Raw genomic sequence first — 23,031 nt, 5'->3', positions numbered from 1 at the left:
TCTTCTCTCACTATTAATAACAGTGCTCAGTTCAATTTAGTTTGCTAAATTAAATCTCATTTTCCTTCTTTGTTTCTGGCCTGGTTGTCATCATCTCCAGCAAGCCACGTAATGCGGCCGATAGATGTTCACTTCGGGCATGTACAAGTCCGACTTCCAACCTGCAGTATGGCTCTGGCAAAGATATCACTGAAACCTCTCCTCTCAATTCGGCTTGAACAACCGAAGATCGCGGGAGTAAAGATACCCCTATTCCGGAAGATACACCACTTAGGATCGTGTTCAATGTACCAAATTCCATTACATTGAGCGTATGGACCCCACGGCTATGTAGAAAAGCTTCAGCTTGAGTTCTGTGCGTACAGCCGATCTCAAAGAACAACATCGGTTTACCTAATACTTCGGCCATCTGATGCAAGCCGGGTTCCGCAATCAGAACCAGTTCTTCATCAAACACCTTGATATAGTTCAGTTCAGGGTGATCGACTGGCCCATAGACTAAGGCGCCTTGCAGATCATGCTGCATGACTCTCTGATTCAGCTCATGGGTCCCTCCTGTGACAAGTGAAGTCTGTACCTCTGGATAACAGGAATGGTATTTAGCCAGGAATGGAGCAAGAAAACTGGAGGCCGCTGTCTCAATGGAACCTAAACGAAGCTTTCCTGCAGGTTTACTTCCTGTCTGAGTCGACAATTCTGCTTCATGCAGCAAATCCAGTATTTTATCCGCATACTCGAGCAAATGGTCTCCAGCAGGCGTAAGTACCATTCCCCGGTTCGTGCGATGAAAAAGGGGAACTTGAAGTTGACTTTCCAGCTGCCTGATCCGCGTTGTAACATTGGACTGCACATAATTCAGTGCCAATGCTGCTTTACTAATACTTCCCTCCCGAGCAACTGTCCGAAATATTTTCAAATCTCCTGCATCCACGATAATCACCTGCTTGCTATCTATTGTTTTTATTGATACCCACATTCAATTTTGTTCATTTTACGTGAAACCACCCCAACTGTACAATGAGGTTCAATCATGACCTTTAATTACATCAACGGGAGGAATAACATTATGAAAGCTATTATACATTCAGGCCGAAGTGGCCTCATGGGGCTCCAATATACATCATTCACAAGTCGAGCACCAGGGTTCGGCGAAGTCAAAATCCAGTTAAAATCCGCCGGCCTTAACCATCGCGACCTCTTCATTATGGCAGGTCGCACAACCCATGACGCTCCGCTCATTCTAGGCTCCGATGGGGCTGGTATAATAGTAGAAACTGGCGAAGGAGTTGTACACCCTTCTGTAGGTGAAGAAGTCATTATTCATCCAACTCTCGGTTGGAAGTGTGCAGCAGATGTGCCGATTGTACCTGAGATCGTAGGTGGACCAACGGATGGAACACTTGCACAGTATATTACTGTCCCTGCCGAAAATGCATTACCAAAACCATCTCATCTAACTTGGGAGGAAGCAGGGGTATTATCCCTATCGGCATTGACGGCCTACCGTGCGTTATTCACCCGTGGTGGTCTTCAGCAGGGAGAACATATTCTGATTCCCGGCATTGGAGGTGGTGTAGCCACCCATGCTCTTCTCATGGCAGTATCAGCCGGAGCCAAGGTAACCGTAACCTCAAGGAGCGAAAGGAAGCGAAAGGAAGCCATTCGATTGGGAGCTTTACAAGCATTTGGCAGTCACGAGGATTGGAGTCAGCATAACGAACTTGACCCTGTGGATCTGATTTTGGATAGCATCGGACAAGCCCTTTTCCCCCAATATTTCGATATTATCCGACCCGGTGGCCGAATCGTAATGTATGGCGCAAGCTCCGGAGATGATCTGAATATTCCGATCCGATCCATCTTCTTCCCTCAAGTTAGCCTGATCGGTACTTCCATGGGAAGCCATGAAGAGTTTGTCCAGATGCTGCAATGGGTGGAACATCATGATATACATCCTGTAGTTGATAGAGTGTATGCGCTACAGGATACAGCGAAAGCATTCGAACGAATGGAAAAGGGAGAGCAGTTTGGCAATCTTGCTATACGAATTCCTGACCCAAGATAAACTTCAACTCCGGCATGATCCTTTTCCTAAGAAATAAATAAGACCTCCATACTCATTTCAAGAGCATGGAGGTCGGCCTACTTTATTACAAGGTTTCATATCAAAAGATGCCTTTAGTTCATTAACCTATGGAGTGTGAAAAGGAACAAATTGAAGGGTTCCTTTCGGAAACTCATTCCACTCCCCTGTCAATGAAAACTGCTGTGAACCCGTGTATATCCCACGTTTGCGGATAAATGTCCCGCCGGCAGGCATGAACTGATCATGAGAAGCTGGATCACCCAATACATCTACAATTCGGCCGTCCTTTTTGAGAACGAGAGCTACGACGTTATATTCATTCGGATTATAGAGAGCTAATTCATCGTTATAGTAAGAAGCATTGGTAATATCAAAGAAGTCATAGAATATAGTATCGATATAGATATAAGGTACGCCTGGAATCACATCCAATACACCGTAAGGCGTCACTTGCATCGTTGATGTTTTTTTCATCCACTTATAAACTTCCACTTGATATCCGGTTGCTTTATGTGATGGATCTCCATCACCTGTGTAATAAAGTTGCACAACGCCGCGCCCATCTCCTGCATCAAGGTATTGAGAGAAAAATAGCTCTGGCGTTCCTTGAGGCTGCGAATTTACTTGAACTACCACAGCTCTACCGTCATTTCCAATAATCCAGTAGTTCAACGGAGATACTGTTATTGGAATTCGATTCGTATTCATGGTATCCGGCCCTGTGAACGTTGAATCTGGCGTACCACTGTAGACTTTGAAACTTGTTTGACCCGGGAACAAACTTGAGGTTGAATAGGTCAAAGCATCCTGAACTCCGGATTTTGTATTAATCTGTATGACCCCACCGTTCACCAGAGAAGCAGTCCGGACATTGAAGGAGTATTCAACCTGCCCACCTTTTCCATCTTTCGCTGTTATGGTTAAAGGAGCTACTGTATTCCCTGTTCCAGGCTTAATTGTTAGTTGATTGCCGTTAATGCTCGCATCCACTGCTTCGGCTGAGCTGCTGCTAATTGTATATTGCAGCACATCTCCATCCGGATCACTGAACAATTGACTCAGGTCATAGGTGCGTGCATTCGTTACATTCGGCGTTAATACTTGTTCGTAAATACTACTTACTACCTCAGGTACAGAGTTATTGACTGACGGCTCGGCTTGTACAGTTACGTTAAAAGAGGTCTGTTCTTTTCGTCCTGCAAGATCATATACGGTTAGTGTTACCGTTGCTTGTCCTTCTGTTACTGGATTAACCGAAACCTGTGCTCCATTCGCCGACACTGTCGCAATATTTACGTCTGTAGAAGCAGCATCCACCGTTAAAGTACTGATGTCAAAATTCAGCAAATACGGAGCAAGGTCTATATCCAAAGTTGACCAGGGCCATGCTATTGTTTGATCAGGGATGGTACCGAAACTTCCGGATTCAATAACCTGAATATCAATAGAGGCTGTCGCCTCTTTTCCATAGACATCTTTTGCTTGAATGGTAGCTTGAAACTTACCAACTTGCTTGGGATGAATAATCAGCTTGTTTTCCTGTATATTCAGCTCAGCGATGAGGAAATTATTGAAGTCAAGTGGCGTTTGAAACTCTAACGCATCTCCGTCTGGATCACTAAAATATTGTGAGAGATCAATGACAATATCCTCCTTACCCAGAAACAACGTTTGAGCAGGTAGGTTACTAGTTAGAACTGGAGAAGCATTAGGCTTAGGATTAACTCTTACTTGAAATGCCGATGAAATGAAACCGCCTTTGCCATCCTCCACCGAAAAATGAAGGGTGTATTCTCCAAATTTCAGAGCAGTGAAACGAAGTATCCCTGAATTCTCCTCAACGATCAACCCATCAGGATCAGATGAAGTGGCGCTGAATGTAAGTGGGTCACCGTCAGGATCTGTATAATAATCATTTAAATTAACAGTAGGAATAGACTCTGATAGGAAACCTAAGTATGCGGTAACCCAACCAGGTGACTGTCCTACCGGATTCAAATTCGGGATAGGATCTACATTGATATCAAATGTTCCACTTGTTATTCCGCCTTTAGCGTCATTAACGGAATATGAAATCGTATAAGTCCCTAGTTGAAGAGCAGTGAACTTCAACTTACCTGCATCTTCCTCCACAGTAACCCCATCGGAATTGGATGAAGTCGCCGTATACGTCAGAGGGTCACCGTCTGGATCAGTATATAGCTCATTCAATTTTACTATAGGGATGTTATTGCCCAGGTATACGTCCATATTCGAGGGAGCTTCCCCCACAGGCGCACGGTTAAGCGGTGGGAGAACGACAACCCGCATCTCAACCTCCGTAGCACCCGTACTTCCATCATCAGCAATTTGCCCATCATCAACTCTTATTTTAAGAAAGACTTCTCCTGCCTTCTTAGGCGTTAACCTCAGTACGGATTCTGCATAATTGCTTCCGACGATTTCGGAGCCTACGATTTCCGAGGCATTATTCGTCACACTGTAGAGCAGCTCCGATTCATATTTCTCATCATCCATAAAATAAACCATGAGATCCACATCCTTGGTGCCTGACTCGGCAACAAACTCCTGATCAGGGATAGGAGATGCAAGAGGAGGTGCATTCACGTTGACCTCGAATGTAGATCTTAACCTTTTGCCTCGCCCATCATTAGAGGATACGGTTATTGTAGCTGTTCCATGTTCTATTGGTGTGATCTCGAGATTGGACCCACTAAGCACTACCTTAGCGACGGAAGACTTGGATGAAGCAACGGTATACGTTAACGGGTCACCATCCGGATCAGTTACATAGCCATTTAGATTTAAAGTGGCACCTTGTCCGTTCGCCGTGAACTTGCGGGTTTCAAATGCTTTCAGCAGTTCAGGTGCACGATTGGCAGCAACAGGAGTCTCACTTCCCCCTGTTCCACCTGATGATGATGGCGATGCAGTGTTGGAAGAAGCCATCCCTGTACCTCCACTAACCGCGGAAGTTGGTACTCCAGCTGCCAAATTGACCTCAGCCACCTTCACATTTCCCGATACATTGATCTGTGCAGCGGGATTATTTACCTGGAGTTGCTGGATGGTGCCTGCAGCATTAATACTGATCGGTCCTGTCCCATCTACCGTGAGCTGCTGCACAGTCACATTCCCGTTAAGCTGCATGGACTTAGACGTATTTAGAGAAACTGTATCAACAGTTCCTTGAAGTTCCACTCTGCTTGCACCTTCAATGATATTCAACAGCGGAAGAGTAGCTGTCTGCTCAATATCAATTCTACTGTCTGACCGGACGCTAATCTCTTGAGCATGGGTACTTCCTGCCAGAGACACATGCACATCACTTTTATCCACATTCACGTTTTCTAGAGCTGAGTCTTCAAATACAACAGTATTACTGTCCCCTCCCTGTACCCAAACAGAATCTTCCAATTTTACATTTTTGGCGTGAAAATCATGCTCCATCTCCGGAGCTATTGTCAGCTTACCTTTAATTGTAATTCCTTGCACCGAGGTGAAGTCTGCTTTAATCGTCAGATTACCATCAAGTGTGGTGTCCCCGCCATTCAATAACAGATTACGGCTGAATTCTGCCTCATCTGTATGTGCAGCTTCTCCGCCTTTTCTAATTTCCAAAGCATTGATTTCGGTAAGATATTGATCTTGGCTCTTGAACTGTATTCCAGCTTGATCCAGTACAGTCCTGTTACGATCATTCAAAAGTCCCGCCACGTTGTCAGAGATATGATACTTTACTCCGTTGATCTGGACCTGATTGCCTTGGAGTTGCTGAATAACAGATAGGCGATTTTCCGGGAACATAGCCGACAGAATCATGCTCACCGCTTCGCCACGGATGAGTCCTTGTTTAACTTTGGTTTCTCCTGGATACTCACTGAACAGATCTGCTTTTACAGCCGTCTGGACGTAAGGTGCAGCCCAAGAACTTGTTCCGTTCCACTCTTGTGGAACAGAGTCTTCCTCCGTTTCCTGTTTGGCAAAGGCTGTGGCTCGCACCAAAACAGCTACCAGTTCTTGCCCGGTGATCTGCGCTTGTGGTCTGAAGCGTCCTGCTGCATCTCCCTGTATAAGGCCGGCATGTTTCACTGCTTGAATATAAGGAGCTGACCAGCTATCCGATTTCACATCTGCAAAAGGAGAAGAAATGGTCTTACTCGTTGTCAGTCCCAGAGCCTTTGCAAGAACAACCGCCAGTTCCTGACGGGTAATTGGATGGGTTGTCCGAAGGTTTCCATCCGGATCTCCCTTGATGAAGCCCATGGTCACAGCTTTATTCATGGAATCATTTAGTGGGTTAGTAACATTAATATCCGAAGATGTATTATATGAAGGTAGTACCTGCTCTACTGAATTCCGACTCTGTGCAGCAACTGGAACAGCATTGCTTAGGAGCAATGCAACTATGGCTAATTGTGCTATCCTTTTCATTTTCCGCATCATGATTCCCCTTCTGTATCTGTTATAAAACGAATGAAGTTAAGGATTAATTAAAGGATCAAATTTGCCCAAGTTGCCATAATTGTTTTCTCCAATATTGCTCCATTCAGCTGGTTCATAAGAAACCTTATCACCTAGAACAGTATCCCATTTCCTTGTCAAAGATTGAGCCGGTACAATAACTGCCCTATCCATGACTTCCCCTTTGTAATAAAGCGTCAATGTAACCGGTTCGGTATTTTTAAACAAATCTAAAGTCAGATAATAATACTCATCCTCTGTAAAATCACTAAACCCTTCTGCAAGAACTAGCGTACTTGTGGAAGGAATGATAGTACCCGAGTCTAGCGTAATCGGGGTATCTGAGTCGCTCCGAACAATCGTAATATCCCCTCCATTAAGTGATTTGGATGTCGGATTATACAGTTCAATAGCTTGATTAAAACTCTCGCCCCAGACCAACTCGGAAATAAACAGTCCCTTTCCTGCATCAGGGTCTTGAACATCTACAACAAATGTTGTCACTGTCTCCTCACCATCCGGATCAGAAGCCTTGACAGTAATTGTCGCTGAACCTATAACGTCCTTGAAGGTTAGTGTTAACGCGTCTTCCTGTACCATCGCTTCTGCTACATTAGGGTCCGAAGATTCAGCCGTGTACGTCAGATTGTCTCCATCTGCATCTTCGAATACTCCGGCCAGATTGACTGTATCGCTAACCTTTCCCAGCGTTACATTCATTTTAGTAATCTGTCTTGCTACTGTGGGCTTATGATTAACAGCGGCGGGTGCTTTGACCACAACATTAAACTTGCTCTCCACTTCCCCACCATTACTATCCTTGGCAGTTACCGTAATTTCAGCGCTACCAGGAGAGTAGGTGTTCAACGTCAGCATACTGCCTGTAATATCAGCATCCGCAACTTGCTGATTCGAAGAGGTTGCAACGAAGGTCAGTTCATCTCCGTCGGGGTCAGAGAAAATGGTCTTCAAGTCTGTTGGACCATTTGCAGCCCCCAATTCAACTTCAACTGCTTGCAATGCTTCAATCACTTCGGGAGCATGGTTTACTGGCGGTTGAGGCAGGATGATTGGCGGGATCACAATCGGTGGCATCGGCGGAATAAAGAAAGGTTGGACTACATAGAGGAATGACGTTATTTCACTTCCTCCCTTTCCGTCTTCAGCTTTCACCGTTACCTTTGTATTCCCTATGGAAATGGGCTGTATTTTTAATTTGGAACCCTGAATTTCGCCAGAAGCGATACTTTGATCCATTTCTGAAATTTCATAACTCAGTTCATCCTCGTCCGCATCCGTAAATACAGTGCTCAGTTCAATCTCTTGTGCACCTTCTCCCAAAAAAACGGTCTTGTTGGGAATAATCGCTTGAACAATCGGTTGATGATTTACAGGAGAAGGTGGCACAACAACAGGCAGTTCTGGCTCTGGTTCCGGCGTTGGTGTTGGGTCCGGTGTTGGTTCTGGTGTTGGTTCTGGTGTTGGTTCTGGTGTTGGTTCTGGTGTTGGTTCTGGTGTTGGTTCTGGTGTTGGTGTTGATGGTCCAGATGAACCTGAGCCCGAACTTGAACTACTTGTTCCCGTAGAAGCGGATGGCGTCGTCGAAGGCGTATTACGAATGATCTGTGATAATGCCCCGCCCTCTGCAAGGATCACTTTCTCTGTTTTCACACTGGTAGGCAATTGAACGATGGATTTCGTACTTTTCAGTACAACCTGTTTCCATGTGCCGCTTCCCCGAACAATAATGTTGTCGGTGGTATCAACCGTTACTTCATCAATATCACTTTCGATAGTGAGTGTGCTGGACCCGGATTTTAAAATAACTTTGGATAATGTATCTGCTCTCAAAATGACATGATCTGTAGAGACTACAATTGCACCCTGATAGGATGTATCTTTTAGATTCAATGTAATTGGCTTAGCAGCCGTACCCGGCTGTGTAATCTGAATTTCCGACAAGGAGGACAGATTGCGTGTTCTTGCATCATAGGTAATTACCGCATCCTGTAATGCTTCCTTGTTTCCTTCATTCAAAATGCTTTGCAGTTCCTTCCCAATCACAAAAGGACGCCCATCTATATAAGCAATATCTCCGTCCAATTCGGTTAAGGAAGCCGTTCGCTCCCCTGTATGGAACACATCCACCAGAATTGCTGCAATATCTTGCCGCTCAACCAAAGCTTTGGATTCGAATTTACCCTCACTTGATTCCAATAATCCAAGCTTCAAAGCCGTTTGTACCTGTTCTTTAGCCCAGCCGCTCACCGTAGACTCATCCGAGATCGCTTGCGGAAGACCTCCTTTTATTTGTTGTACCCCTGTAACTCTTACCAATATGGAAGCAAGCTCTTCCCGGCGGATTGGATCATTTGCACGAAAATCCCCCGAAACATCCCCTGTCATCCAGCCTGCCTTGCGAATAGCATCTATATATGGAGCTGCCCAGTCTTTGTTTTTAAGGCCAGCACCCGATTGTTCCTCCAGGGGTAATTGAGAAGCTTTGGCCAGCAATACAGCCATTTCTCTCCGGGTCAGATACTGACGTGGATGAAATGATCCATCCGGGTAGCCTGAAATTAATCCTTGCTTCACAGCCTCTTGTACGGCTTGCAGGGAAGTTGAACGAATATCAATTTCGTCTGTAAAAACCGATGATATCGGGTTAGCGCCTCCTGTTTGTTCTTCTGCTGCACTAACGCTTTGATTCCCCCACAGCATGCCAATTACACTGACAGTAAGCAGCAGCTTTTTCCAGTCCTGATTCATAGTCCGTTCCTCCCAAAAATACTTCGTTTCGGCCCATATTATAGCAAGGTGCTCTGAACCAATTCTGAACAAAATGATTAACATATTATCCACTAAAAAGGAGGTTATTAATGTTGATCTGGAGGCACTTCCCATAACATGGATTCATGTCAACGCATGCAATATAGCTTGAAATTCGAAGTGAAATAAATATAAATATGTAACGAAAAAACACAAATAATATTCCCCCATATATATGCGTACACATTTGAAATCAACTTGTTTTCCTTCAGAAAAGTACTGCGTCTCTGTCTTGAAATTTCGTTATAATGAAGCTAACTAGGAGAGATTGGTAGATTAAACAATGTTCCGCCGGGAACTGGAACTCGGATTCTGGAAAACGAAGTTGTACGCAGGAGTTCATCTGTGAAAGACTAGTTAAGTAACTAATCATATGAATTATTCAGGAGGTTTTATATATCTGACCATGCACAATTGGTAGAACGGGTTCGCAAGCTGATGAATGCCGAAGGAACCGAAGCGGAACTGGATGATATGCTGACTGAGCTGCAGCAGCAGCTGCCCTATGCGGAGATCAGTAATCTGATTTTCTGGGATGATCGAGACCTGACCCCCGAGCAGATTGTGGAAGAAGCACTGGCTGCCCGTCCTATTCAGCTTCCGCCCCAATCCTAGCTTCTCATTCAGGAGGTGAATGATCTACTATGTCTGATGTGAATTATAGTAACTTTGAACAGCCAGATTTCGACGCACTAAGTGAAGAAGAAAAGCGGCAGGCTCTTCGTAATCTGACCGAGCTAACAGACCATCATCTCATGCAGCAAGTTCTTGCTATTGGAATGAATTCTCAAGAAGAAGATCTGGTGCGCATCGAAGCCTGGCGTGCACTTGGTATCGCAAGCTCCTCTGATCCCCTGGATGAAGTCCTGCATGCTGCTGCGCAGCTTGTTCGTGACCCGGACGAAGATGAGGATGTACAAAACTACGCTTTGCAGACTTTAGCCCTACTGCCCATCACCGAAGCCGAGATTCAATTGGCTCTGGAGGTTTTGCAGGGGAATGCCTACATCCTGGTCAAGGGAGCTGCCTTTACTGTTCTTGCTGCACATTAACACGTTTCCGGTGCCAGGTCTGCGCTAGAGTCACTTCAATCCGATGCCGATTTTGGCTCTTCTGCGAAGCGGGTACTACAATCGAACCAAGGAAGTGACAACCCATGAACAAACATGACCCATCTTCCTCTCATGAACATGAAGCGTATAAAAATATGGATCAGACCAAAGCTGCATCGGGAGAACATGACGTGAAGCCTGTCTACCTGACCCAGGGTGAGATCAACGCTTTGCAGAAGGCGATCATGTTCCTGAAATTTGAATGCGAGGAAACCGACTCCCTCCTCTACGCAGGCAGTCCTCTGCTGAACAGTGTGCTGGAAAAGGTACGGGATGCGCATGACTATGCTGAGTACACCAAAGACTTTCACTCTCGTCCCAATGAATATGCCGAACGTTTTATGAGAGCCAAACTGGAGCGTTCCTACGCAGAAGAATTAGCCCCACGTGAACGAACAGCAGAACAACTGGCTGAAATTCTAGGCGCCTGCATGTACCCTTTTCCAGTGAAATAGCATTCAGTATGTCTGGGTATCTGTATGATTAGATAGTGATTGTTTAGCTGAACTGCTGCCGTGGTAGTTTAAACTTATACCACACTTCTTCCAAATTTTCGTTATAATGTAAGCATTACACCGAGAGATGGGAGGCGAATTATGGAAACCGAAGGTTTACGCAATGTTGAACAACTAGCCTTGAAGAAGCACAAGATTTACAAACAAAGTTTGATCCGGTACCTTGCACGCTCCATGCTAGCCAGCATGTTTATCGGATTTGGCGTAATCGTAGCGTTTAAGACAGGTAACTTCTTTTACATGGAGCAGTCCCCATTTACATACCCCATGGCAGCACTCACGTTTGGAGCGGCTATTATTCTGATTGCGTATGGCGGGGGTGACCTCTTTACTGGGAATACATTTTATTACACGTACGCTGCACTCAGGAAGAAGCTGCGTTGGTTCGAAGTGGTGAAGCTGTGGATTGCCAGTTACAGCGGGAACCTGATGGGCGCGGCCGTCTTCGCTCTATTAATCTATCTGACGGGGTTATTCGATTCGTCCCAGGTCAATGGATTTCTGCTAAGTGTGGTGGAGCACAAGATGGAGGCACCGGCGATGCAGCTCTTTTTCCGGGGAATCCTGTGTAACTGGCTCGTATGTCTGGCATTTTTCGTGCCGATGTTCATGAAGGAGAATGGCGCCAAAATGTTCGCCATGATGCTGTTTGTCTTCTGTTTTTTCATCTCGGGATATGAACACAGCGTAGCCAATATGTGCACGTTCGCCATCGCGCTGGTACTGAATCATCCGGGAACGATCTCGTTTGGCGGGGTCATTCATAATCTCGTTCCGGTAACCCTCGGCAATCTGGTGGGAGGCGTACTGCTGATGGGCTTCATGTATTATGCGGTGAACAAACCATTTCTCGATGATGAGACTCACTAACGTATGAAAAATCCCCCGCGACCATCCATCTCAAGATGTTGGTTACGGGGGACTTCTATTTTAATTCCAGATGTAATATGGGAAAAGGATTACCTGAGCCATCCAGCTCCGATCTGCCTGTCTGCACAAATCCCATTCGGTTATAAAATTGGGCAGCTCCCTCGTTTTGTTCATTCACATCCACTTTGAGATCGTTACCCTTAAGGTCAATGGCATGCATGACAAGCATCCGTCCGACCCCTTTCCCATGCTGATCCGCATCTACGAATAACATCTCCATGTTTTTACCATCCAGCCCCATAAAACCAACGGGCTCTCCCGCCGAGTCCACCGCTTCCCATACTTCCATGCCTGACAGAGCTTCACTCACCACACTTTTATAGAAGACAATATCCTCTTCGGCCAGAAATGTATGAGTAGCCCGTACAGCCCGTTCCCAAATGGCAACCAGCTTGGCATGATCCAGTGCCCTGTATGATGTAACCATCATTTTTAATTCCTCCCCTCCTATGTAGTGTTAATTATATTGCATAAATCCAAGGAGTGGGAGAAATCGAATGCGGCTGATGGCTGAAAAAGAACCCGACTCAGCTATTCGAGGTATCCTCCGGCTTCCAGCGAAACGTGACAGCCGATTGAGACGGAAGTGTGTATTGAAACGATTCCCCCTCCATGACGACACGGAAAGCAACATCTTCGTTACCTGTGTTAGCTGCAACCAGTACCATGGTTCCATACGGGTTGCGGAAGGCCACATTCTTCAAATCGTCCCGTTCCTCCGTAGATTCCACTCTTACAGCTCCTGCACGAACGTAACGGCTAAGATGTGCCAGTGCATAATATTCGACATTGCGTGTCACTTCACCCGTTTCCGGATCAATGGTCACTACCCCACGGCAATTCGCACAGCCGCCATTGGTGGGTCCACCTTGCGGATCCAGTGCAATATTCCAGAGCAGTACGCTTTGAGCCCAGTTTCGCGGAGCACCGATCATTAGATTGGACATCTGCCAGCCTAAATTTTCACCAAAATCAGAACTCCAATCCCCTCCGCTGCACTCAGTAAAATAGATATGTTTATCCGGGAAGCGATCATGCACTTCCGTCATGGAGGACGGGTCCCCTTTATAACAATGGAATGCCGAACCATCAATATATGATGCAGCCGCTTCGTCCCCAAGCACACTGCCCGTGTATTCTACCGCCTGATCCCAGTTGTGGTCATACGTGATAATTCGTGTGTCCAGTCCTGCATCCTGTATTGCAGGCCCAAGGTAATCACGAATAAACATGGCCTGTTCTTCGGCCCCCATACTCATGCTCGGATAATTAGCCGTAGTAAACTCCGGTTCATTTTGCAAGGTCATTCCATAGATTGGTATCCCCTGTGCCTGATAAGCCTTGATATATTTTACGAAATAACGTGCATAGGCTTCATAAACTTGAGGATTATTGTAATCCAGATACCAGCCATTCATTGTTTTTTCACCGTATTTCATCCAGGCCGGGGCGGTCCAGGGTGTGCCCAACACTTTGATGTCTGGTTTCAGCACAGCGACCTGTCTCAGCATATTTACCACTTCCTGGTCTTTGTCGATTGAGAAGTGATCCATATTATAATCCGTGCCGGACTCGATATCATTATACGTATAACTTGATGGTCCACCAGATGCATCCACCGAATAATCAGAAGCACCAATCGTATGACGCACCATATCCAGATTCAATCCTTCACTTGTAAACAGCTCCTTGAGTAATCGTTCCCGCTGTTCCTGCGGAAGCTGATCGAGTAAATAGGTGGTCGAGCCTGTCATGGCGGCACCAAATCCATCCATCGTTTGATACGTTTGGGATGGATCAATGGTGATGGTGTGATCTGCTTCAGAATGGTTCGCTTCGGTTGTTGTTTTGGTCCATTGAATTGGCTGCTGCGGTTCCAGTAGATGCTGCTGATCTCCTGTTGTCAGCCATGCTTCAACTGTTGCTGGGCTCTTCCCTATAGGTGGTGGCGGGATGCCATCTTCTTCACTGTGGTCTGCCATCCACCAAGCGCCGAAACCAGCCCCAATACATACCGCGATCAGCAGGATCATCCATCCTGTTTTCTTCTTGCTCCATCGCGCGTTCATCTCGTCCCCCTCTCCAAGTGTGGAAAAAGCCGCGGCCATTCGGCCACGACTCTTAGCTTCTTCCTCTTATTTACCGGATGGACTTCCGATATTCACGCTGCCTGTCAGACGGACATCGTCTGATGCACTGCCGACATAAACAGATACTTTACCCTTAGGCATTACCCACTCATGCGACTTTTCATCCCAATAGGACAGTGCGCTGCGATCCAATTTGATTTTAACGCGCTGCTGTTTGCCTGCCTTCAGATCGACTTTGGCCCAGCCAGCAAGTTGTTTTTCCGGTGTTTCCACACTCGTTGGCAGATTGCCTACATAGACTTGTACAACTTCTGCACCAGAAACTTTACCGGTGTTCCGTAGGTTCAGGGACACTTCTACGGTAGCATCGTCCCCTTTACCTGTGTTTTTCACATGCAGGTTGCGGTAGTCAAAATCGGTATAAGACAATCCGTGTCCAAATGCGAACGCTGGTGTCATGCCTTCTTTGTCATACCCTTTATAGCCTACAAAGATGCCTTCAGAGTACGTGCCCACGCCATTCACACCCGGGAATTGTTCCGCGGTGGAGATCGGCGTTTGTGAATCGTCCGACGGGAACGTCACTGGCAATTTACCAGAAGGGTTCACATCACCGAACAGAACGCGAGCTACAGCGTTACCTTGTTCCTGACCTGCGTACCAGGCTTGAACAATGGATGGAACTTCTTTTTGCCAGGAATCCATTTCCACAGCACGGCCGCTCATTTGAACAACAATCGTCTTCGGATTTGCTGCTGCGACCTTACGAATCAATTGCTCTTGGTTGTTCGGCAGTTCCAGATCGGAACGGTCCACATAACCTTCGCTGTCATACGTACGTGTTACGACAACGGCAACATCGGATTTTTTGGCCAGATCAACTGCTTTTTGCATTTTGGCATCCACGGCATCTTCAGGTGCTTCCCAGCCGAAACGCATTTGGGCACCCATGTCATGGCTTGACTGTACCGGGAAGTCAGTACGGTATTCAATCTTGATGTTGTGGGATTCGCCTTCTTTTAACGTAATTGCTTTCTTCGTTGTGCTCAGCGTTTCACCTTGATTTTCTACGAGCAGCTGATCATCCACGTACAATTTCGCAGATCCCAGGCTGGTCAGAGACAATTTGTAATCACCCGTTTTGGGTGCTGTAATGGAACCTGTCCAACGTGCGGACATTTTACTGTTGAATTCCGTTGGTGTAACCGGAAGCTTGGATGACTGGGCGTTGAACCCTTCATAGTTATAAAATCCAAGATTCATGTTGACCTGATTGTCTGTACGAACCAGTGAAGGGTCACCTTCCATGTTCGTATTGGTCCAGTATTCAGCACGAAGACCATACTCCGCTTTGTCCGTACCAACATTCTGCTCGCTCTTCTCGGCATCTGCCGGAGACAAGAGGGTGGACGGTACTGCGGAAGGACCGTTAAATGCATCCCCGGCGGAGATAGGATCCGTTCCGGCTGCATAATTCACTTCGACGCCATTGCCTGCACGGTTACGAATCCCTTCAAGCGGACTCACGGTGTATGTCGGGTTAACGAGGCTGCTGCCTCCACCTGCTGCAGAAGCCGTGTCTGCATCTGGTCCAATTACTGCAATGGAATTCAGTTCTTTCTTGGAAAGCGGCAGAACGTCATTGTTATTTTGCAACAGCACCATGCTCTGCTCAGCAATTTCCCGTGCTTGCTTACCGTCTGCCTTCGCATTAATTTGCGTATTGGTTACAGGGTTGTCGAACAGCCCTTTCTCGAACATTTGGAGCAAAATGCGGCGAACCTTCTCATCAATGGTCTGCTCGCTGACTTCACCTTTGTTCACGGCTTCCAGCAGATGCGTTCCCCATTTGCCATAAGGCTCCCCTGGTGTCTCCAGATCCAGACCCGCGTTAGCCGATTTGGCTGTACTGAAATTGGCACCATAGTCACTCATGATGAACCCTTCGAAGCCAAACTGGTCCTTGAGCAGATCGGTCAGCATCTCCTTGTTCTCACAAGCATATGTACCGTTCACCTGGTTAAATGAACACATGGCGGAACCGAGATCCGCTTTTTCAACCATAGCCTGGAACGGACGTGCATAGACTTCCTGAATGGCACGCTCACTGGCTGTTGCATTCGTTGTAAAACGCTCCGTTTCCTGATTGTTCAGGATGTAGTGCTTCGCCGTTGCAATCACCGGGTTGCTCTGAATTCCGTTGACATACGCTGCACCCATGCCGGAAGCCAGCAGCGGATCCTCACCCAAGGATTCGAAGTTACGTGATCCCCATGGTGTACGTGCAATGTCCAGACCAGGACCAAGAACAACGTTATGTGTTGTATCATGAGCTTCCTGTCCGATCAGGTCACCATATTGTTTGGCCAGATCGGTATCCCAGGATGCTGCCAGGGCAATCGGTGCAGGCAGTGCCGTGGACTTTTTGTCCTGCACATCCGGATTCGCGACACGTACGCCTGCTGGTCCATCCGCCATCTGCAATGCCGGAATGCCAAGCCGCTCCAATCCATCATTATAGAAACCATAATAGTTATTTACTTTACCGGTAACGAATCCGACTTTCTCCTCCAGCGTCATCGCCTTGAGCAGCAGTTCGGTGCGTTCCTTCGCAGATAAGGATTTGTTCATCCAAGGGCGATCTGCCCCGGAATCCGCTTCTGCGGCAAAGGCGTGTAACGGCATTGCCGCAACCGCCACGATGATTAATAGCATAAACCATCGTTTGAGGAAAATCAGGTTGAGTCTTCTGTTCATGTTTGTAAGCTCTCCTTCTCTCTTGATCATTTTTCTTGCACACATGGTTGGATACATGTGTACAAGGGAATGCAAACTGGCTTGTCCCAGCCCTTCAAGCATTCAGGCAGCCCTGCACATCGCTACGAAAAGTGCAGCTCGACAAGCGAGCGAGCAATTTCGCTTTCTTACGATAGCCGACCTGCGGATCAATTACATCCCCTTAAATATGGAAATGGAGCCGAAAAGAGTGAATTAGTTCTTAGGTATGATGTCAGATATAATTCGTATAACATCATATGAAAACGAGTTAATTACATTTTTGTAACTCAAATCATACAAAACATTTACTTTTGAAAACAGTCGTTATGTCCCATTTCTAAATTAACAATTTATTCAATTAATTATTATATTCAGGAAATTAAATTAAACACCTGGGCCCAAAGTCTATTTGTAAACGGATGCAATGAATTTCTTCGTTCCACACGGAAAATAAAAAGCAACCGAAGTCCCTTTTAACAGGTACCCCGGCTGCTATTTCTTCATAACTGACCTCTAATAGAGTCGCATTTCTCTAGTCAAACTTCCTTAAATCTTACATCCATTCTTACTAACCATGTCACCTGCTCTGTCCTAATCTTGCCTGCGATCTCGAGTTATTTCTAGCTCTTCAGCTGCGCCAGGATTTGTGGATCCTTGATCTTCTTATCTTCTGCGAGCAGCATGATTTTGGATAAAATCTCAGCTGTTCTTGGATCTTCATCCAGGAATGGCAGGAAGATTCTCCCCCGATGCTGACTATGCACAGGTACGATATATAGCGCACCAGTTGCCTGTCTAAACACGTTGCCACTGCCAAGATGAACGGCATATTCGCCGAGGTCACCTTCGATCCGTGCATAATTGCCATCCAGTCGTACATTGTCTATCTTGAGTAGACGCAGGGATTCATTCACGATAACATGACGCATTTCAATGGTTGTCAGGCTGGCTTCCGGATCCACCCCGCCCACATGCGCAACACTGACTACCAGATCAACATCACGCATGACCTCCGAGAAGAAGACCTTCGGTACATCTTTCAAGGCTACAGGCTTATACGTTTTGCGATCATAAAATTGTACTGTCTCCAGCGTAGGTGCTTCCGTATCCGCCGGTGAGAACCAGTCTGCCATGGCATACAGATTGGCAATCAGGTTATGCTCATAGCTGACTTTCTGTAAGCCTTCCTCATAACTGACGGTCCACTGGCGACCTTTGAGCAGGGCAACCGTCTTCTTCGGTTGAATCTGATACCCGGCATACCGGCGGGATACGGTTCCATTCGCAAGCTCATCCTCATTTGCAAGGTACAGCTCACGGAAGACCTGTTTGAACGGCTGACGTTCCTGACGGGTGAACAGATCCCGCTGGAATTCGCTCCATGTCCCGCTGCGGAATAATTGCAGAGGATGTGTAATCACCAGTGTATCCTGTTCCTGCAATGCATGTGTGCTACTTTGTTCCCCAGGCACAGTCAGGCAGGAAGATTCCGCATCGAAATACCCCAATCGGTCACCAGACTGGAACACCAACGTGCGAATCAGCGGACGAATGACCGGATTTTGTATCAGGCTGGTCACTTCCTGGACGGTAAAGGCAGTCTCTGCCGTCATGGAACGCTCCAGCTCATGTTTTGCCCGGCGATACTGCTGTACCAGATCCCCTTTTAATTCCTTCAACTCCGTAATATATCTGTCTTTCTTGAATCGTGCAGGTACCGATTTGAGCGTCTTCCCTTTGCTTACAAGAACCAACTCAGACTGACCATCCTCATCAATGACCAATTGAGCTGTCGTTGTCTCATCCAGGGCCTTTGGTTCAAAGTAGGATTTCATCTCATCCAGCTTGCTCGCTTCCATGTTCCAGATCAGCCGGGTCACATCCGTATACCCAGCATTACGGGCCAAGTTGCCAAGAGCAATCTGTGCGGCTGCACCTTCACTGGCACGACGCTGGGCTCCAAATTGCTTGCTCTCCAGCAGGAATTTCTGAATAAAATCATAACGTTCTCGCAGATCCCGTTCCTGCTCCGCCTGAAATGGAATCAAACTGTATGTGAGTAGATGGTCCTTATTCCGCTTCTCCTGTACAGATTGACGCATGTCCTCCAGACGAAGCTTCCCTAACGCTGCATCCGCGAACAACTGGGATCTGCGGTGGTTTGCTCCACCGGAAATGTATTTGGCACAATCATATAACAGATTGAACCGTTCCTCGCCGACAGCAGCATAAGCTTCCTCGAACCAGGCAATATCAAATGCCCCGTCGTTGAATTCCTGCGGCGATATCGGTGAATAGTGAGCGACGATGGTTTCCTTTTCAGCCGTAAATCGTTCATTAATGTGGGCATGGAAGTACCATGCCGCACTGCGAAGTCCATCCCATCCCAGATGCTTCGATACAATCTCCATCCACTGCGGTGCGTACATGGCCGCTTCCAACAGCTTTTTCTCTTGAATCGGATATTGCTCAAGTAATTGGCCCAGGAGAGTATCATCCTCACCCTCACGTGGATGGCAAACTTGAATCAGGTGACTGAACGTTTCCTTGCGTGTTGTGTTATCTCCGTAGCTGTAGATGTAGCCTCGTACAAATGTATCCTTATCCATGGCTGAGACCAGATGCACCCAATGTTCCATGCCTTCAATTCGTTCAAACTTCATGGCCAGTGTGCTGACTTCGGTGGAAAGCTCACCTCGTGTCAGTTCAATCTCCAGAATTCGTTCAACGACAGTATTCCGCAGCTCTATAAGTTCCGGATCATCCGTGATGCCTTCGGTGCGTGTCGACGTCAGCTCACGAATGAATGCAAAACGCTCCCCGCCCGTCAGCAACTGGCGGTACATTGTCTGTTTATCAATCAAACGCAGTTTGAATGCCCGCACGTAATCATCGAATGATAACAGGGAGAAACGCTGTGTATTTCCCACAAGGTTGATGAACTGATACGCCGTTTGGAAGAAGCGTTGGAAACTGGCATCATCATATATTCTGCTTCTTACCAGGTAGTTCCACCGTTCTGTCAGGATATGAAGCATGCCGGCTTCCTTCTCCAGTTGATCGTCAGGCATGCTGGCGATAATGGAAGCCCATGTCTTCTCCGCGATCTCAAATGTATCTGCAGGGTTGCTGTCCCTGAACGCTGCTGCAATCAATTCGGCAACCTGATCCGTATAGATCAGCGAAGCCGCCATCCGCTTCATTTCTTCCATATAGGAGAGAGGATAGGTCTGTTCGGCAAAGGACTTGCGCCAGCCTTCCAACAACGGGATTTTGCTTAATTCGTTATAATCATATTGATCGTGATAATAGCTGTAATGTTCATCCAAGTTGCCGCTCAGTGTGCTGAATTGCAAAATAAAATAGAGCTGCATGAGTTCAAGACTATTCAGATCACTCTGCGCAACATACGCCTCCCAAACGTCGTGGAGAGGATATTGCTCCATCTGTTTCATCTCATTTCGTTCCGCATAGGAGAACATGGAGCGCAGGCTGGCTCCAATCAAGAGGGTCTCACGGTAGCCCGCATAATACTCCACCTCATACTCATGATCCCTGTGTTGATGAACCAGAGCATCTAATCCTTCCATAAATGGTTTGGCCTTCTCCAGCGAAAGCGTAAAGATTTCCTTGGCATTAAAATCACTAAGATCACGCTTCTCCTGCAGCAGCGGCTCCACCCGGGATGGATCGAACAATCCAAAACCATTCGAAGAAGTATACCGGCTGCCCTCCTTCGTCAGCTTGTCCAGCAGCTTTTGCTCCTTCGCGGTAGGCTCCTGGATCAGTCCGGCTAACGGCTGTAATTGCTCATGCTGATCTGCACGTTCCGGATCCGCCGAAATTTCGGTCAACAGCTCAAGTGCACCAAGACGCTGCAATTCATTCTTCGCTTTTAGCAAACGTTCCAGTGATACTGCCAGCTGATCCGCAGGTTGCAGCAAAAGAACCTGAATGACCTTCTGCCGAAGTGAACCGGTCTTGAGTTTGAGCAAGGCCTCCATCTGTTTCATCTCGTCAGTAGTCAGCACAAGCTTCCTCACTTTGACTAGGGCCATCTCCCGGTTACTCATGCTTTTGTCGGACAGGCTCTCAAACACAAACTGTCTTTGCACCTCGTTATCGGGCTGCTGAACGAACTGGGATAACAGCTCACCTCGAAGTTCCGGGCTCAGCATGTCCTTGATTGCAATGACTTCTCCGATCCAATCGGGGTCCATATCATACGCAGCCAGGTAGAGCATTTTTTTGACCACATCATTCCGTTCAATCCGGTAATGGACATATTCAAGAACGCCAGATGGTCCACCTTCCCCTCCCAGAGGAATGCGGTCCAGCAGCTGCTTAAATTGATCGAAGTCCTGACGCCGAATTACCTTGTCTTCAAAGACAGGCAGGGGCGAAATGTGAATGCTGCGCTGATTCTCTCCATCCTCGAAGTGCCAGTTATGCATGTACATGGCATCATAGTTTTGGATAATCCAGTGCATCAACTCCACATCCTGTACGTCCAGATATCGACGGGCAATACTTAGCCGCAGGTCACGATTCTGACTGTTCGCAAGCACATATTGCGCAACGATTTTCTGATACAGTTGGCCGTGATCCATAATACGGATCAATTTTTCATTAAGATGGTCCTCTTCAATAACAGCCGTTGCCCACAGACTGATGAATATCTTATTGGCATTGGAATCCTGCTCCCAATCTTCACGAACAGCTGCATCGGTCAGCGCTTCATAGGCTTGCTCAATCAACTGTGATGCAACGCGCGAATTGGCCGCTTCAATTCCGAGCCCTGTCCATACGGCTAATGCTCGAACCACTGAACTGTAACGAATCAGATTGTGATCGATGATTACTTTTAATATGTATATAAATGCTCCAATGGTTCCTTCATCCATCCGTTCAACGATACTCTGGCGCAATCCTTCCTGCAGCCTTGCTGCCACAAGCAGTTCACCCACCATATGGTACGCATCTGGCTGGTCACTCATGAATATACCTTTGATCATCTCACCAGTAAGCAACGCCGACTGATTATCGCCATATATAATCTCGTGTAAGGCCTGCTTCATATCTCCGTTGTCATGGTCCAGTTCATAGGAGATGCAATCCGGAAGCACGGATCGAACCTCGTACAAATGATCGAACTTGTATTCACGAACCGATACATACTCGTCCAGGGAGAACTGGCGAATCTCCATGCGCAGCAATCCAATGAGTTTGCGGATTACCTGTCCAACATGCTGCGCAGGATCGGCAGTTCGAAACGGACGGCGTTCGTACATGATGCTGTACGGGTATTTTGTGGCACGGTCAGCAATATAACGGAATCGTTCGACCAACCATTCATTCGTCAGCTGCTCAAGCACGTTCAGCAAGGGTTCGAATAAGGGCTTTCCCGTTTCAGCTGCCTGCTTTTGCAGCAATTCCTCTGTATTCAAATATAATTTTTCATCTCCGCGCAAATACATGGAACCAGCCATCTCCACCACATATCCTGCAAGCTCCTGCCAGGTCCCGTTCAATGATTCTGCCTTCTCTTGCATTCCGTTGATATACACCTGTTCATTATCTTTCTGATTCATCCAATCTCCTCCTTATCGTTTAATTACCACAAGCGGCCGGCAAGCATGGTAAACCGGATAAACACCAATTCGTCACCTTCCTGGAACTCCAGTGGTGCATCCAATTCGGACAATTCTTCATCATTGAGGAAGACTTTGTACAGTCCATCTTCATAAGCGATCATAGCCGTTTGAACCGCATGCTCCAGGTCTTGAATCTCCTCATTGTACACTTCACCAAAACCGACTTTTCCCGTTGATCCCTTAAGTTGAATCTCCTCAGGCATAAGATAGGTGAGTAATGCCGCACTGTTTTTCTTCTCCTGAAGAGCGTTCACCTGCACGTGTACCATATGTTTGATTAGCTCTCGTAACGTTCCGGTTGTTTCCGGAAGTTCTGTGGCTTGCTTGGCAAGTGCAGGCTTGCGTTTGCCCAGGCTTTTCACCGTGACCCATACGTTCACAACGCCCCCTCCTTCTTCTATATGAACTGACTAGCTACGTCTCACCAGTCTAGTAAAAACTAAAAATACGTACACATGTACCCCTTATTAGCATCATAACCAATATTTCCGCCACAATCATGAGCCATTCCTCACGTTTACCTGAAACCTGCGAACTACTGGACCCCAACGTACTTACGCAAAAAAAGCCGGG

The 23,031-nt window shown here is 46.8% G+C and carries 13 protein-coding genes; 5 read left to right on the top strand and 8 right to left on the bottom strand.

The annotated features are described in order from the left end of the window. Positions 1-49: 49 nt before the first annotated feature. Positions 50-976, bottom strand: a complete 927-nt coding sequence (locus tag MHB82_RS04260) for a LysR family transcriptional regulator (RefSeq protein WP_341173917.1) — start codon at positions 974-976, stop codon at positions 50-52. 90 nt (positions 977-1,066) lie between these two features. On the opposite strand from MHB82_RS04260, the gene MHB82_RS04255 reads away from it, so the two are divergent. Next, the gene (locus MHB82_RS04255; protein ID WP_341173916.1) at positions 1,067-2,065 is read left to right on the top strand and encodes a zinc-binding dehydrogenase; all 999 of its coding nucleotides are present in this window, start codon (positions 1,067-1,069) and stop codon (positions 2,063-2,065) included. A gap of 126 nt (positions 2,066-2,191) precedes the next feature. On the opposite strand, the gene MHB82_RS04250 is transcribed toward MHB82_RS04255, so the two are convergent. Both MHB82_RS04250 and MHB82_RS04245 read right to left on the bottom strand, forming a co-directional pair. Beyond that, positions 2,192-6,529 carry an Ig-like domain-containing protein gene (locus MHB82_RS04250; RefSeq protein WP_341173915.1) on the bottom strand — a complete coding sequence of 1,446 codons (4,338 nt, stop codon included), beginning with the start codon at positions 6,527-6,529 and terminating at the stop codon, positions 2,192-2,194. A gap of 39 nt (positions 6,530-6,568) precedes the next feature. Further along, the gene (locus MHB82_RS04245; protein WP_341173914.1) at positions 6,569-9,319 is read right to left on the bottom strand and encodes an S-layer homology domain-containing protein; all 2,751 of its coding nucleotides are present in this window, start codon (positions 9,317-9,319) and stop codon (positions 6,569-6,571) included. 474 nt (positions 9,320-9,793) lie between these two features. Here MHB82_RS04245 and MHB82_RS04240 point away from each other — a divergent pair, with 474 nt between their 5' ends. From MHB82_RS04240 to MHB82_RS04225, 4 genes are all read left to right on the top strand, one after another. Further along, positions 9,794-9,994 (top strand): hypothetical protein, encoded by a 201-nt coding sequence (locus MHB82_RS04240; RefSeq protein ID WP_341173913.1) that lies wholly within the window; start codon positions 9,794-9,796, stop codon positions 9,992-9,994. Positions 9,995-10,023: 29 nt separating this feature from the next. Next, on the top strand, positions 10,024-10,431 hold the full coding sequence (locus MHB82_RS04235; protein WP_341173912.1) for a HEAT repeat domain-containing protein: 408 nt from the start codon (positions 10,024-10,026) through the stop codon (positions 10,429-10,431). A 104-nt stretch (positions 10,432-10,535) separates the two neighbouring features. After that, entirely contained in the window at positions 10,536-10,946 is a 411-nt protein-coding gene (locus MHB82_RS04230; RefSeq protein WP_341173911.1) for a hypothetical protein, read from the top strand. A 141-nt stretch (positions 10,947-11,087) separates the two neighbouring features. After that, positions 11,088-11,876, top strand: coding sequence for a formate/nitrite transporter family protein (locus MHB82_RS04225; RefSeq protein WP_095361044.1), 789 nt, complete (start codon positions 11,088-11,090; stop codon positions 11,874-11,876). A gap of 55 nt (positions 11,877-11,931) precedes the next feature. On the opposite strand, the gene MHB82_RS04220 is transcribed toward MHB82_RS04225, so the two are convergent. From MHB82_RS04220 to MHB82_RS04200, 5 genes are all read right to left on the bottom strand, one after another. Beyond that, positions 11,932-12,366: an acetyltransferase gene (locus tag MHB82_RS04220; protein ID WP_095361043.1), complete on the bottom strand. Its 435-nt coding sequence runs from the start codon at positions 12,364-12,366 to the stop codon at positions 11,932-11,934. A gap of 97 nt (positions 12,367-12,463) precedes the next feature. Further along, complete coding sequence (locus MHB82_RS04215) at positions 12,464-14,005, bottom strand: glycoside hydrolase family 30 protein (protein ID WP_341173910.1); 1,542 nt, start codon at positions 14,003-14,005, stop codon at positions 12,464-12,466. Positions 14,006-14,071: 66 nt separating this feature from the next. Next, positions 14,072-16,783 (bottom strand): beta-glucosidase, encoded by a 2,712-nt coding sequence (locus tag MHB82_RS04210; RefSeq protein ID WP_341173909.1) that lies wholly within the window; start codon positions 16,781-16,783, stop codon positions 14,072-14,074. A 641-nt stretch (positions 16,784-17,424) separates the two neighbouring features. Beyond that, positions 17,425-22,395, bottom strand: coding sequence for a DUF4132 domain-containing protein (locus MHB82_RS04205; RefSeq protein ID WP_341173908.1), 4,971 nt, complete (start codon positions 22,393-22,395; stop codon positions 17,425-17,427). 23 nt (positions 22,396-22,418) lie between these two features. Further along, positions 22,419-22,838 carry a hypothetical protein gene (locus tag MHB82_RS04200; RefSeq protein ID WP_337034223.1) on the bottom strand — a complete coding sequence of 140 codons (420 nt, stop codon included), beginning with the start codon at positions 22,836-22,838 and terminating at the stop codon, positions 22,419-22,421. Between the last annotated feature and the right edge of the window lie 193 nt (positions 22,839-23,031).

It is taken from the genome of Paenibacillus sp. FSL K6-2862 (assembly GCF_038005125.1).
Classification (GTDB): domain Bacteria; phylum Bacillota; class Bacilli; order Paenibacillales; family Paenibacillaceae; genus Paenibacillus; species Paenibacillus illinoisensis_A.
This window is presented reverse-complemented; position numbering and strand designations above follow the sequence as displayed.

What these genes read in the sequence shown, in the direction of transcription:
- MHB82_RS04215 (WP_341173910.1), bottom strand. Translation starts at nt 14,005, where the DNA reads ATGAACGCGCGATGGAGCAAGAAGAAAACAGGATGGATGATCCTGCTG.
- MHB82_RS04255 (WP_341173916.1), top strand. Translation starts at nt 1,067, where the DNA reads ATGAAAGCTATTATACATTCAGGCCGAAGTGGCCTCATGGGGCTCCAA.
- MHB82_RS04225 (WP_095361044.1), top strand. Translation starts at nt 11,088, where the DNA reads ATGGAAACCGAAGGTTTACGCAATGTTGAACAACTAGCCTTGAAGAAG.
- MHB82_RS04260 (WP_341173917.1), bottom strand. Translation starts at nt 976, where the DNA reads ATGTGGGTATCAATAAAAACAATAGATAGCAAGCAGGTGATTATCGTG.
- MHB82_RS04250 (WP_341173915.1), bottom strand. Translation starts at nt 6,529, where the DNA reads ATGCGGAAAATGAAAAGGATAGCACAATTAGCCATAGTTGCATTGCTC.
- MHB82_RS04210 (WP_341173909.1), bottom strand. Translation starts at nt 16,783, where the DNA reads ATGAACAGAAGACTCAACCTGATTTTCCTCAAACGATGGTTTATGCTA.
- MHB82_RS04235 (WP_341173912.1), top strand. Translation starts at nt 10,024, where the DNA reads ATGTCTGATGTGAATTATAGTAACTTTGAACAGCCAGATTTCGACGCA.
- MHB82_RS04245 (WP_341173914.1), bottom strand. Translation starts at nt 9,319, where the DNA reads ATGAATCAGGACTGGAAAAAGCTGCTGCTTACTGTCAGTGTAATTGGC.
- MHB82_RS04205 (WP_341173908.1), bottom strand. Translation starts at nt 22,395, where the DNA reads ATGAATCAGAAAGATAATGAACAGGTGTATATCAACGGAATGCAAGAG.
- MHB82_RS04230 (WP_341173911.1), top strand. Translation starts at nt 10,536, where the DNA reads ATGAACAAACATGACCCATCTTCCTCTCATGAACATGAAGCGTATAAA.
- MHB82_RS04220 (WP_095361043.1), bottom strand. Translation starts at nt 12,366, where the DNA reads ATGATGGTTACATCATACAGGGCACTGGATCATGCCAAGCTGGTTGCC.